The 13,234-nt window shown below is 57.7% G+C and carries 10 protein-coding genes; 8 read left to right on the forward strand and 2 right to left on the reverse strand.

Annotated elements, in window-relative coordinates:
* The first annotated feature begins 36 nt into the window (after positions 1-36).
* Positions 37-267, forward strand: a complete 231-nt coding sequence (chaB, locus tag ACWWFX_RS07675) for a putative cation transport regulator ChaB (protein ID WP_276219979.1) — start codon at positions 37-39, stop codon at positions 265-267.
* Positions 268-482: 215 nt separating this feature from the next.
* Positions 483-1,163, forward strand: coding sequence for a gamma-glutamylcyclotransferase (locus ACWWFX_RS07680; RefSeq protein ID WP_473223527.1), 681 nt, complete (start codon positions 483-485; stop codon positions 1,161-1,163).
* A 36-nt stretch (positions 1,164-1,199) separates the two neighbouring features.
* Here the strand turns inward: ACWWFX_RS07680 and ACWWFX_RS07685 are convergent, their stop codons facing one another.
* Both ACWWFX_RS07685 and ACWWFX_RS07690 read right to left on the reverse strand, forming a co-directional pair.
* Positions 1,200-1,433, reverse strand: coding sequence for a DUF1883 domain-containing protein (locus tag ACWWFX_RS07685; RefSeq protein ID WP_041686229.1), 234 nt, complete (start codon positions 1,431-1,433; stop codon positions 1,200-1,202).
* Between the two features lie 263 nt (positions 1,434-1,696).
* Entirely contained in the window at positions 1,697-2,050 is a 354-nt protein-coding gene (locus tag ACWWFX_RS07690) for a DsrE/DsrF/TusD sulfur relay family protein (protein ID WP_015964137.1), read from the reverse strand.
* Positions 2,051-2,116: 66 nt separating this feature from the next.
* Here ACWWFX_RS07690 and nasR point away from each other — a divergent pair, with 66 nt between their 5' ends.
* From nasR to ACWWFX_RS07720, 6 genes are all read left to right on the forward strand, one after another.
* Complete coding sequence (gene nasR / locus ACWWFX_RS07695; RefSeq protein ID WP_473223528.1) at positions 2,117-3,313, forward strand: nitrate regulatory protein NasR; 1,197 nt, start codon at positions 2,117-2,119, stop codon at positions 3,311-3,313.
* 224 nt (positions 3,314-3,537) lie between these two features.
* Complete coding sequence (locus ACWWFX_RS07700; protein WP_473223529.1) at positions 3,538-4,794, forward strand: CmpA/NrtA family ABC transporter substrate-binding protein; 1,257 nt, start codon at positions 3,538-3,540, stop codon at positions 4,792-4,794.
* 1 nt (position 4,795) lies between these two features.
* Positions 4,796-5,677: a nitrate ABC transporter permease gene (gene ntrB, locus ACWWFX_RS07705; protein ID WP_276219982.1), complete on the forward strand. Its 882-nt coding sequence runs from the start codon at positions 4,796-4,798 to the stop codon at positions 5,675-5,677.
* Between the two features lie 10 nt (positions 5,678-5,687).
* Positions 5,688-6,476 (forward strand): ABC transporter ATP-binding protein, encoded by a 789-nt coding sequence (locus tag ACWWFX_RS07710; RefSeq protein WP_276220120.1) that lies wholly within the window; start codon positions 5,688-5,690, stop codon positions 6,474-6,476.
* 11 nt (positions 6,477-6,487) lie between these two features.
* Positions 6,488-10,552 carry a nitrite reductase large subunit NirB gene (gene nirB, locus ACWWFX_RS07715; protein ID WP_473223530.1) on the forward strand — a complete coding sequence of 1,355 codons (4,065 nt, stop codon included), beginning with the start codon at positions 6,488-6,490 and terminating at the stop codon, positions 10,550-10,552.
* Positions 10,549-13,233, forward strand: a complete 2,685-nt coding sequence (locus ACWWFX_RS07720) for a nitrate reductase (RefSeq protein ID WP_473223531.1) — start codon at positions 10,549-10,551, stop codon at positions 13,231-13,233. Before nirB ends, ACWWFX_RS07720 begins: the two co-directional genes overlap by 4 nt.
* Position 13,234 lies beyond the last annotated feature (1 nt).

Raw genomic sequence — 13,234 nt, forward strand, 5'->3', positions numbered from 1 at the left:
GTCATACTTATCCTGAAGCCACTAACAGGAGGACTTATGCCCTATAACAGCAAATCTGATTTACCCGATAGCGTGCAACATGTTTTGCCAGCTCACGCACAGGAGATCTACAAAGAAGCGTTTAACAGCGCGTGGCAACAATACAAAGATAAATCAGACCGTCGGGACGATGCCACCCGCGAGGAGACCGCGCATCGCGTGGCCTGGGCCGCAGTGAAGCATGAGTATGAAAAAGGGGACGATGACAAATGGCATAAAAAGAAATAGGCCAATAGCACGATTATCCTATAGCCCTTTGTCACGGTTTAATACTCTTGCCGTCAGATGCGCAATTGCATATTGTTTAATAAAGCTGGATAATATTTAAGCAATAAAAACTCAGGGAAAGGCAAATGCAAATGAGAATTTGCCTGGTTCGCTATTAGCCAAAACCAGAGGTCTGAATAATACGCACGGACGTGATGTAGTGGCGGAGGTTGAGAGTGATTACACGTGATTTCTTAATGAAGGCGGATTGTACAACAGCGTTTGGCGCTATTGAGGAATCGCTGCTCTGGTCTCCAGAGCAACGCGCGGCATCCCTGGCCGCTACGCTGGCGTGTCGGCCAGATGACGGGCCGGTGTGGATTTTCGGCTACGGCTCCCTGATGTGGAATCCGGCGCTGGAATTTACCGACTCCTGCACCGGTACGCTTGTCGGCTGGCACCGGGCATTTTGTTTGCGCCTGACCGCCGGTCGCGGGACGGCCTGCCAGCCAGGCCGCATGCTGGCGCTGAAAGAGGGTGGGCGCACCACCGGCATCGCTTACCAGTTGCCACGGGCGACGGTTGAAGATGAGCTTTCGCTGCTGTGGAAACGCGAGATGATCACCGGCTGCTATTTGCCCACCTGGTGCAAGCTGGAACTTGACGACGGGCGCACGGTTAACGCGCTGGTCTTTATTATGGATCCGCGCCACCCGCAGTACGAAGCAGACACCAGCGTACAGGTGATAGCCCCGTTAATTGCGGCAGCGAGCGGCCCGCTGGGCACCAATGCGCAGTATCTTTTCTCGCTGGATGAAGAGTTACAGAAACTCGGGATGCCTGATGAAGGGCTGAATGAATTGATTAAATACGTTCGCGGTTTGCTGGGGATCCACCCACAACCGGGGCTGGCATAAAAAACGCCCGGAAGTTTTCGGCTTCCGGGCGCTTAATCAGGCTGCAACATAGCTGATTGAGTGTTCAAGCGACTGGCTGTGGCTGTCAATCAACACATTCCAGGTACCGCTGTAAGGCACCGTAAGATAGGCGCTCTCTCTGTTTTGTACGCTCAGAATATCGCTGTTGCTGCTTTTGGCGCTCATTAAATGAATATGGCAGCGCTCTGAGCAACGTACCACGACCGTATCCCCACCAAATAACGTCAAACTTGCCTTAACCATCGCCATCTCAACCCCGAATCTTTCTGTGAATGCACTCCCTGCGACGGATATCCTGCATGTGATGTTGTTCACAAATCACTCATTGATAACACCAAATAGGGAGGGGGAAGATGATGATTTCGATCAACAAATCTGAGAACGATTCAACAAAAGTGAGAATTCTCCTGAAACCATTCAGCCTGGCGCGTGATTGACCAGATAACGCGCGCCAGCCGGGAATAATCTGCGGCAATCGCCGGTAATTTCAGTAAAGTCGACTAAATGAACCCTTAAAACGTCAACACCTTGTCAGCGGCCAGCGTCCATTGGGCCAGTTCGACCAGCGTACCAATTTCCACCCCATCAATCAGCGGCAGCGCGGTAATGCCCCGGCCATCGGTGCAGGTTTTACACAGTTTTACGGGGACGTTTTGCGCGGTGAGGATCTCCAGCATCTGCTGAATATTGTAGCCTTCCGCGGGTTTTTGCCCACGTAACCCGGCGGTGACCGCATCAGACATTAAAAACAGTTTCAGGTCGAGGTCACCCTGCTGTTCGCGCAGGGCAATGGCAAGGCGCAGGCTGTTGAACAGGGATTCACTGCCGTAGGCGGCACCGTTAGCGACGATCACAATATGTTGCATCTCTACTCCTTCAAAAAGGCACGTTTATTGCTTTGGTTAATAAAAGAGACGTTACCGGGAGGGAGCATGATCAATCGTGCTGACACGACACCCGGCGCAATCGAGTGGTTTCGTTATGCGCGCCAGGTTCAGAAAGGTAAGCTTCAACAGCTGGCGCAGCAGGGCCAACTGGTAAGCCAGTTGAGCCATCTGGTACACATGTTACAGTGCGAACGCGGCGCTTCCAACATCTGGTTATGCTCGGGTGGACGTTTATATGAACCTGAACGCCGGGCGAGTGCGGCATTGGTGGATGAGCGGGTGCGCGAATTCTTGCAACTGCTTGACCCGCAGGCGGTACCTGCCGCATCCGGGCTGTGCCAGCGCATCGCCAGCGCCGTCTGGTCTCTGGAGCAGTTGCCCGATTTGCGCCATGCCATTAATACCCAACGTGTGGATGCCGGGACCGCTACTGCTCGTTATAGTCGGGTGATACGTCATCTGCTGAGTATTATTCCCCAACTTAATGACACCATCGACAACCCTGCGCTGGTCGGGCGACTCGTGGCACTTTACAGCTTTATGCAAGGCAAAGAGCTGGTGGGGCAGGAACGTGCGCTGGGGGCGCTGGGCTTTACGCTCGGGCAGTTTAGCGACGATCTTCGCCAGCAGTTGGTAGACAGAATTGATGGTCAGCAGCCCTGCTTTGAAGGGTTTTTAAGCCTGGCAAGCCAGACATTGAGAACGTTGTTCAATGAACACGGGCAGGCGGGAATCGCGATTGAACAGTTACGTCGCATTGCCTGCACGCGCCAACCTGCCCCGGACGGCGGCGAGGCGGCGCTGCGCTGGTTTAGCCTACAAACTCAGCGTCTGGAGCAACTGCGCAGCCTCGAGGAATCGCTGATAAGCGATCTGATTGCAGAGGTCGTGGAACTGCTGCGCGACGATGATGCGCAGACGCAACACACAGCGCCGTTCGACGATCCTGCCAGCGATAACCTGCTGTTCCCCCTGGACCGGCAACTGCTACCGTTGGTACGCCAGCAGGCGCGAGAGCTGGAACAGCTCACCGGGCAACTGGCGTCGTTAAAAGAGATGCTTGAAGAGCGCAAAGTGATCGATAAAGCGAAAAGCGTGTTGATGGCGCATCAGCAAATGAATGAAGAGCAGGCATGGCACTGTCTGCGCAAAATGGCGATGGATAAAAATCAGCGCATGGTGGAAGTGGCACGCGCGCTGTTAACGGTCAGTGCACTCTGGCAGCGCGATCTTTCTGCCTGATTGCACTCTTCGCGAGCAGAGCGTGCCTGCTGAAAGTGCATTGAAGGCAGTCGCTCAGTCACGTCAGGCCGATTTCACGGTCATTTACGACCTGGCATCTGAATTGCATTATCACCTGTAAATCATCGGTAGCGGGCCAACGGCGGCCTCAAACCATCAGGATAACGGCGTCCCGCAGTGCGTAAGCACTGCCGGGCGCTTTTTTTTTACATGTGGGAGCAGCTATGGGCGATGCATTTTCACTCTCTCGACGGCGTTTATTGCAGGCCGGGGCGGCATTGGGGGGCGCGATGTTGCTGCCGGGTTTGATGCATTCGGCGTGGGCGGCGGGCTCGGACAAACCTGAACAGGAGACGGTAAGAGTGGGATTTATCCCGCTAACCGATTGCGCTCCGCTGGCAATTGCCTCGCTGAAAGGCTTTGACAAAAAGTACGGTATTACGCTGGTTCCCAGCAAAGAAGCGAGCTGGGCGGCAGTACGCGACAAACTGGTCAATGGCGAGCTGGATGCGGCGCATGTGCTTTATGGGCTGCTTTACGGGCTGGAACTGGGAATCGCCAGTAAGCCGCAGGCGATGGCAAACCTGATGACCCTCAACCGCAACGGGCAGGCCATTACGCTTTCTGCTGAGTTGCAGGAGAAAGGGGGGACTGATCTTCCTGCGCTGAAAAAGCTGATCGGTCAGAGCGCGCCGGGCGCTTATACCTTCGCCCACACCTTCCCGACCGGCACCCACGCCATGTGGCTCTATTACTGGCTGGCGAGCGGCGGTATTCATCCCTTTGACGATGTGCGCACCGTAGTGGTCCCGCCGCCGCAGATGGTGATGAACATGCGTATTGGCAACATGGTGGGCTTTTGTGTCGGCGAGCCGTGGAATGCGCGGGCGATTAATGACCGTATCGGCTTCACGGCGGCCACCACGCAGGATATCTGGCCGGAGCACCCGGAGAAAGTGCTCGGCACGCGTCGCGAGTGGGTGGAGCAAAACCCCAATACCAGTCGCGCGTTGGTCGCGGCGCTCATTGACGCCGCCCGCTGGATTGAAGCGTCAGCGGAAAACAAACGTGAAACCGCGCAGATCCTCTCGCGTCGCGGCTGGCTGAACACCAAGGAACAGTACCTCACAGGCCGCATGCTGGGTGAATACGATAACGGCATCGGTCGTCGCTGGCAGGATGCGCATCCGATGCGTTTTTACGCCGAGGGCGAAGTGACCTTCCCGTGGATCTCAGACGGGATGTGGTTCTTAACCCAATTTCGCCGCTGGGGACTCCTCAAAACGGAGCCCGATTATCGGGCCATCGCGCAACGCATTAATCGCACGGATATCTGGAAAGACGCGGCACAGGCGGTCGGCGGCATTACGCCGCCTTCCAGCCTGTTACGCAGCAGCACACTGATGGACGGAACGGTGTGGAACGGAAGCGACCCGGAAGGGTATGCCCGCAGCTTTGCCATTCAACGTAGAGGAGCCTGAGATGAAACAGACGCAAAATGTCAAACCGGCTGCCGCACCGGCTGTTCCGGGTGAAGTGATTACGCTGCCGCCGGTACAGGTGCGCCGACGCGCACCTGCTGCGGGGCGCGTGCTGCGCAATATCGCCGAACGTACCATTCCTGCGGTGTTGGGGCTGGGGTTGTTGGTGCTGGCCTGGCAACTTGCCGCCATTAACAGCAAAGGTTTCCCGACGCCGCTCAGCACGCTGGATTCCGCGCTGACGCTGTTTGCTGACCCGTTCTATAACAATGGACCAAACGATGTGGGCGTGGGCTGGAATGTGCTGGCCTCTCTTCAGCGCGTGGCGGTGGGATTTGGCCTCGCGGCGCTGGTGGGTATTCCTCTTGGCTTCCTGATTGGGCGCTTTGTCTTTTTCTCCCGCATGTTTTCGCCACTGATTGCGCTGCTGCGCCCGGTAAGTCCGCTTGCCTGGCTGCCGATTGGCCTCCTTCTGTTCCAGAAAGCGGAGCCTGCGTCCAGCTGGACCATTTTTATCTGTTCGATCTGGCCGATGGTTATTAATACCGCGGAAGGCGTGCGTCGTATTCCGCAGGACTACCTCAACGTCGCGCGCGTGTTACAGCTCTCAGAATGGACGGTAATGCGCAAGATCCTGTTCCCGGCGGTGCTGCCAGCGGTACTAACCGGCGTGCGTCTCTCCATCGGTATTGCCTGGCTGGTGATCGTCGCCGCCGAAATGCTCACCGGTGGGCTGGGGATCGGTTTCTGGATCTGGAATGAGTGGAACAACCTCAACGTCGAAAACATTCTCATTGCCATCGTCATTATTGGCGTGGTTGGGCTGGTGCTGGAGCAGGGGTTGATGCTCATCGCCCGCCGTTTCAGCTGGCAGGATAAATAAGGAGCGCATGATGAAACCCTTAATTCAGGTTCAGGCCGTCAGCCAACGATTCCATACCGCCAGCGGTGAGTTTCTGGCGCTGCAAAACGTGTCATTCGATATCCACGAAGGTGAAACGGTAAGCCTTATCGGTCACTCCGGCTGCGGTAAATCGACGCTGCTTAATCTGATTGCCGGAATAACGCTCCCGACAGAAGGCGGCCTGATTTGCGACAACCGTGAAATTGCGGGCCCGGGCCCGGAGCGCGCCGTCGTTTTCCAGAACCACTCACTGCTGCCGTGGTTAACCTGCTTCGACAACGTGGCGCTGGCGGTGGATCACGTGTTTCACAAAAGCATGAGCAAAGCCGAACGCCGCGACTGGATCGTACACAACCTTGAGCGGGTGCAGATGGGCCATGCGCTGCATAAACGTCCGGGAGAAATCTCGGGCGGGATGAAGCAGCGCGTCGGCATTGCCCGTGCGCTGGCGATGAAGCCGAAAGTGCTGTTGATGGATGAGCCGTTTGGCGCACTGGACGCGCTGACCCGCGCACATCTCCAGGACTCGGTAATGCAGATTCAGCAGGCGCTGAATACCACTATTGTGCTGATTACCCACGACGTCGATGAAGCGGTGCTGCTTTCTGACCGGGTGTTGATGATGACGAATGGCCCGGCGGCAACGGTCGGGGAGATTCTTGACGTCAATCTTCCGCGCCCACGCAACCGCGTACAGCTGGCCGATGACTCTCGTTACCACCATTTGCGCCAGCAAATTCTCCATTTCCTTTACGAAAAACAGCCCAAAGCGGCGTAAGGGGACGCGCGATGCGAAAACTGGTGATGATTGGCAACGGCATGGCGGCAACCCGGCTGGCTGAGCGGTTGGTGAAGGTCGCGCCCGGGGTGTTTGCCATCACCATAATCGGTGATGAACCCTGTCAGGCCTATAACCGCATCCAGCTTTCACCCGTGCTGAGCGGCGAAAAAGCCTTCAGCCAGACGCTGCTGCAATCGCCTGCCTGGTATGCGGAGCACGATGTTCACGTGCGGCAGGGCGAGACGGCGCTGCAGGTCTGCACACAAACGCGGCGTGTTGTTACCACTCATGGTGAGTTGCCGTGGGATGAGCTGGTTTTCACCTGTGGTTCGCTGCCGTTTATGCCGCCGTTTCCGGGCATTGCTTTGCCGCATGTCCACACTTTTCGCACGCTGGCGGATGTGCAGGCCATGCTGGCGACACCCGGTGATACCGTGGTCATCGGCGGCGGTGTGCTGGGCGTGGAAGCGGCGGCGGCACTGGCGTTGAGAGGTGACAACGTCACGTTAGTGCATCGTGGTGACAAATTAATGGAACAGCAGCTCGACAGTCAGGCGAGTCAGTTACTGGTGCAAAACCTGCAAGCGCGAAGGATCCGTTGCGAGCTCAACGCGAACGTGCGCGCGATTCGCGAGCAGTTTGTTGAACTTAATGATGGCCGTTGTCTGCCCGCTGTGCGCGTCGTTATTGCAGCCGGTGTGCGCCCGAATATTGCCCTGGCAGCACGAAGCGGGCTCCATTGCCAGCGTGGGATTGTGGTCAATCGCCAACTGGCAACGGCGGTGCCGGGCGTGAGCGCTATCGGTGAATGTTGCGAAATCGACGGGCAAACCTGGGGGCTGGTTGCGCCTTGTTTGCAGCAGGCCGAGGTGCTCAGTGCGCGTCTGGCGGGCACTGAGCATGCGGATTTTCACTGGCAGGATAACGGCACTCGCCTGAAAGTGACCGGTATCGATCTCTTTAGCGCCGGCCCGGTAGAGCCAGCTGAAAATGACGATGTCTGGTCTTCATTCGACCCACAAAGCGGCCATTATCGCCGCCTGCTGCTGCGCGATGGCAGGCTTCGCGGCGTATTGCTGATGGGCGATTGCACCGCTGCCGCCACGTTAACCGATCTTATCCAATCTCCCCAACCCGCACAGCCGGGCTGGATCTTCGACCAATTCACAGCGCAGCCAACGGCTGAAGGAAGACAAATAATGATCAAACCAACGCTTGCGGTAGTAGGGCACGGCATGGTCGGCCACCATTTTCTACAACAATGTGTGCAGCAAAATCTTCATCAGCGCTATCAGATTGTGGTTTTCGGCGCTGAGCGTTATGCCGCCTATGACCGCGTACATCTCTCGGAATACTTCTCCGGGCGCGATGCGGCTTCATTGTCGCTGGTGGAAGACGATTTTTTCACCGTAAACGGTATTGAATTACGCCTTTCGCAGGCGGTGACGGCCATCGACCCGCAAACACACCTGATTAGCGATGCGCAGGGGCATGAGCTGCACTGGGACAAACTGGTGCTGGCGACCGGCTCCTGGCCATTTGTTCCGCCGATCCCCGGCAATGATTTGCCGGGCTGCTTTGTCTATCGCACGCTGGACGACCTGGACGCGATTGCTGCGCACGCAAAAACAGCGACGCGGGGAGTGGTGATTGGCGGCGGGTTGCTGGGGCTGGAGGCCGCCAATGCGCTGCGTCAGTTAGGGCTGGAAACGCACGTGGTCGAGTTCGCGCCTAATCTGATGGCGGTACAGCTCGATAACGGCGGCGCGGCGATGCTGCGCGAGAAAATCAGCGAACTCGGCGTGGGCGTCCACACCAGTAAGACGACGACCGCGATTGAACACACAGCGGAGGGCCTGACCCTGCGTTTTGCCGACGGCGAAACGCTGCTGACCGACATGGTGGTTTTTTCGGCGGGCATTCGCCCACAGGATACGCTGGCCCGCAGCGCGAACCTGAGCGTGGGAGAGCGCGGGGGCATTATCGTGGATAACCACTGCCGCACCTCGGACGCTGATATGTTTGCCATTGGTGAATGCGCGCTGTGGGAGAACAAAATCTTCGGCCTGGTCGCGCCCGGTTACCAGATGGCGCGCACCGTGGCGGCGGCGCTTGCCGGTACAGAACTGCCGTTTACTGGCGCGGATATGAGTACCAAACTGAAGCTGTTAGGCGTGGATGTGGCCTCATTTGGCGACGCTCAGGGGCGCACAACGGGTTGCCAAAGCTATCAATGGGTAGATGGCCCAGCGCAGGTGTACAAGAAAATCGTGGTGAGCGCCGATGGTAAAACGCTGCTTGGCGGTGTGCTGGTGGGCGACGCCAGCGATTACCCTACGCTGCTGCAAATGATGCTTAATGCGATTGCCCTCCCGGCGCAACCCGCATCGCTGATTTTACCGGCGCAGGAAGGCAGTGCGCCGAAAGCGTTGGGTGTAGCGGCATTACCGGATAGCGCGCAAATATGCTCCTGTCATAACGTCAGTAAAGGTGATATCTGCCATGCGGTCGTGGCGGGCGCAACGGAGATGGGGGCCATCAAAAGCTGCACTAAAGCGGCAACGGGCTGCGGCGGATGCAGCACACTGGTGAAACAGGTGATGGAATTTCAGCTTGCACAGCAGGGTGTTGAGGTTAAAAAAGATGTTTGTGAGCACTTTGCGTATTCACGACAGGAGATTTATCACCTGGTACGGGTTAACCGTATCCATACCTTTGAGCAACTGATTACCCGCTACGGTCATGGCGACGGTTGTGAAATCTGTAAACCGCTGGTGGCCTCTGTTCTCGCCTCTTGCTGGAATGACTATTTGCTGAAACCGGCACACTTACCGTTGCAGGATACCAACGATCGTTACTTCGCAAATATCCAGAAAGACGGCACCTATTCCATTGTGCCGCGTATGGCGGCGGGCGAAGTCACGCCGGATGGCCTTATCGCTATCGGAGAGGTGGCTAAACGTTATCAGCTGTACAGCAAAATTACCGGCGGCCAGCGCATTGACCTTTTCGGCGCACGGCTTGAACAGTTGCCCGCCATCTGGCGCGAACTGATTGATGCCGGATTCGAAACCGGTCACGCCTACGGGAAATCCTTACGCACGGTGAAATCATGTGTGGGCTCGACCTGGTGTCGCTACGGCGTGCAGGACTCAACTGCGCTCGCCGTGACGCTGGAGCATCGCTATAAGGGGCTTCGCGCGCCACATAAGATCAAAATGGCGGTGTCGGGATGCACCCGGGAATGCGCGGAAGCACAGGGTAAAGATGTGGGCGTGATTGCTACCGAAAAAGGCTGGAATCTCTATTTGTGCGGCAATGGCGGCATGAAACCCCGTCATGCCGATCTCTTCGCCAGCGACCTCGATGACGCCACGCTGCTGCGCACCATCGACCGTTTTCTGATGTTCTATATTCGCACCGCCGACCGTTTGCAACGTACCAGCACCTGGATGGATAACCTGGAAGGCGGAATTGACTATCTGCGCGAGGTCATTCTTAACGATAGCCTCGGTATTGCCGACGATCTGGAACGGGAAATGGCGCGCGTCATCGACAGTTATCAGTGTGAATGGCGTACCACGCTGAACGACCCGCAGCGGCTGGCGTTGTTCCGCTCATACGTTAACAGCGAGATGCCGGATGAGGTCGTGCAGCGCCATGATGTGCGTGGGCAGTTACAGCCGGTGGAGATGCCGGTTATGCCGGCGCTTAATGTCAGCACAAAACCGTGGCAGGCGATTTGCGCTCTGACCGCAATCCCGGCTCAGGCCGGGATTGGCGCGCGCCTTGGCGAGATGCAAATTGCGTTGTTCCGCTTTGGCGAAAACGTCTATGCCCTTGATAATCTTGAGCCGGGTAGCCAGGCTAACGTCCTGTCACGCGGCCTGCTGGGTGATGCGGCGGGCGAACCCATTGTTATTTCGCCGCTCTACAAACGGCGTATTTGTCTGCGTGATGGCCGACAGTGCGATAGCGGCGAAGCCGTGGTGCGCGCCTGGCCGGTGAAAGTGGAGAACGGCACCGTGTGGGTCAGTAATCAGCCGTTACTGCTGCGTGCGGAGGCCTCATGACTGAAACCCGAACCACATGTCCCTACTGCGGTGTAGGCTGCGGGGTGATTGCTAGTGAAGAGGATGGTGCGGTCAGCGTGCGCGGCGATGACGCGCATCCAGCCAATTTTGGTCGCCTGTGTGTGAAGGGGGCGGCGCTTGGTGAAACGACGGATCTTGCGGGAAGGTTGTTGCACCCGGAGGTGGCAGGGCAGCGCGTCAGTTGGCAGCACGCGATCGACGTGGCGGGGGGGCGCCTGCGGGCGATTATTGATGAACACGGGCCACAGGCGGTGGCGTTTTATGCCTCCGGACAACTGCTGACGGAGGATTATTACGCGGCGAACAAGCTGATGAAGGGATTTATCGGCGCGGCCAATATCGATACCAACTCCCGCCTGTGTATGTCTTCGGCGGTAACGGGCTACAAACGTGCTTTCGGCGCGGATGTGGTGCCGTGTAGCTATGACGATGTTGAAAACAGTGACCTGGTGGTACTGGTCGGTTCAAATGCTGCGTGGTCGCATCCGGTGCTGTATCAGCGTCTGGCGAAAGCAAAGCTGGGGAATCCGCAGATGCGGGTGGTGGTTATCGACCCACGACGTACCGCGACCTGTGATATCGCGGACAGGCATCTGGCGATTGCGCCCGGTAGCGACGCCGGGCTGTTTGTGGGTTTGCTGCGCGAAATTGCGCAGCGGGGGGCATTCGCCCGACACTATGCGGATGCGCAGGCGGCAAGAGATTCCGCCGAACCCTGGACCGTGGCGCGGGTTGCGGCATTTTGCGGCCTGACGGAGCAGGAAGTTAACGATTTTTATACGGCGTTTATCACCGCACCGCGCGCCGTTACGCTCTACACGATGGGTATTAATCAGTCCGCCAGCGGCAGCGATAAATGCAATGCAATTATCAATGTTCACCTGGCCTGCGGGAAATTCGCTCGCCCCGGATGTGGGCCGTTTTCGCTGACCGGGCAGCCGAATGCGATGGGCGGTCGGGAGGTTGGCGGCCTGGCGACGATGCTGGCGGCGCACATGAACTTTGAGCCCGACGATCTGGCGCGTGTTGCCCGCTTCTGGGGAACGGAGCGGCTGGCGCAAACGCCGGGGTTGATGGCGGTCGATCTGTATGCCGCGATTGGGCGCGGTGACGTCAAGGCCGTGTGGATTATGGGGACTAACCCGGCCGTTTCGTTACCCGATAGCCATGCGGTCTGTCAGGCGCTGGCGGCGTGTCCGCTGGTCATCGTTTCTGAGGTGGCCGCCGATACCGACACCTCGCGTTATGCGCATATTCGTTTTCCGGCCCTGAGCTGGGGCGAGAAAAACGGCACGGTGACCAATTCAGAACGACGCATTTCGCGCCAGCGCGCGTTTCTTCCTGCTCCCGGCGAGGCAAAAGCCGACTGGTGGATTATCGCCCAAATGGCGCGCGCGCTGGGCTATGGCGATGCGTTCCGTTGGCAGCATTCCCACGCGGTATTTTGTGAGCACGCCACACTTTCAGGATTCGAAAACCATGGCAAGCGCGCGTTTGATATTAGCGGTCTGGCAAACCTTACCCGCGCCGAGTGGGACGCACTGGCCCCCGTGTGCTGGCCTGTGCGTGCCTCCGGTGATGCGCTGGATCTCCAGCAGGGCTGGCGGGCGGATAAGCGGCTGCGAATGGTGCCCGTGGAACCGCAAACGACCCGGGCGCGCGTCGGGCCGCTTTATCCTCTGTTGCTCAATAGCGGTCGTATTCGCGACCAGTGGCACACCATGACCCGCACAGGCACCGTGCCGCGTTTGATGCAGCATATCGCGCAGCCGACGGTCGATGTTTCTGTGCAGGATGCGGAACATTTTCAGCTTCGCGAAGGCGGTTTCGCCCGAATCACTTCGCGACAGGGGGTCATGGTAGCCAAAGTGTCGATTCAGGCAGGACAGCGGCCGGGCGCGCTGTTTGTGCCAATGCACTGGAATGCCTGCTTCGCGCGTCAGGGAAAAGTGAATGCGCTGGTTGAAGCGGTGACCGATCCGCACTCCGGGCAACCAGAAAGCAAACAGGTTGCGGTACGCATTGCGCCCTGGCAACCGGTGTGGCAAGGGGAATTGATTTCCCGTGAGCCGGTTCCGTTACCGAATCACGTGCAGTGGTGGCGTAAGGCGATCGACGGCTTACATCACCTGACGCTATGCGGCGATAAGGTTATCTATGATGAGCTGCTGCTGTTTTGCCAGCAGCGCAACTGGCAGGTGCAGATCGCGCGGGCAGGAGCACTTTGTCATTTTCTGGCATGGCATGAAGGCAGATTGATGCTCGGGCTGTGGAGCGCTGAAACTTTGCCTGTTATCGAACTGGCGCTGATTACGGCGGCATTTGACAGCGCGCCACAAACGCCAGCCGATCGGCATGCGTTATTAAATGGCCGCGTCAATGGGCAACCCGCGCAGGGGCGAATTGTCTGTAGCTGCTTTAGCGTGGGGGAGACGCGAATTCGACAAGCCATCGCCGGGGGATGTACCTCTGTCGATGCATTAGGGCAAAAGCTGAAGTGTGGGACAAACTGTGGATCGTGTGTGCCGGAGTTGAGAGGGTTTATTTGTGATGGGAGCGGACACCCTCACCCCGGCCCTCTCCCTGAGGGAGAGGGAGAAAACGATGCAGATCCTAAACATAAGTGCGATCGGTCCCCTCTCCCTCAGGGAGAGGGTTAGG

Source organism: Pseudocitrobacter sp. 2023LY-00077 (assembly GCF_055796175.1).

Coding starts and splice junctions, on each gene's coding strand:
- chaB (WP_276219979.1), top strand. CDS start 37: ATGCCCTATAACAGCAAATCTGATTTACCCGATAGCGTGCAACATGTT.
- ACWWFX_RS07685 (WP_041686229.1), bottom strand. CDS start 1,433: ATGGCGATGGTTAAGGCAAGTTTGACGTTATTTGGTGGGGATACGGTC.
- ACWWFX_RS07690 (WP_015964137.1), bottom strand. CDS start 2,050: ATGCAACATATTGTGATCGTCGCTAACGGTGCCGCCTACGGCAGTGAA.
- nasR (WP_473223528.1), top strand. CDS start 2,117: ATGATCAATCGTGCTGACACGACACCCGGCGCAATCGAGTGGTTTCGT.
- ACWWFX_RS07700 (WP_473223529.1), top strand. CDS start 3,538: ATGGGCGATGCATTTTCACTCTCTCGACGGCGTTTATTGCAGGCCGGG.
- ntrB (WP_276219982.1), top strand. CDS start 4,796: ATGAAACAGACGCAAAATGTCAAACCGGCTGCCGCACCGGCTGTTCCG.
- ACWWFX_RS07710 (WP_276220120.1), top strand. CDS start 5,688: ATGAAACCCTTAATTCAGGTTCAGGCCGTCAGCCAACGATTCCATACC.
- nirB (WP_473223530.1), top strand. CDS start 6,488: ATGCGAAAACTGGTGATGATTGGCAACGGCATGGCGGCAACCCGGCTG.
- ACWWFX_RS07720 (WP_473223531.1), top strand. CDS start 10,549: ATGACTGAAACCCGAACCACATGTCCCTACTGCGGTGTAGGCTGCGGG.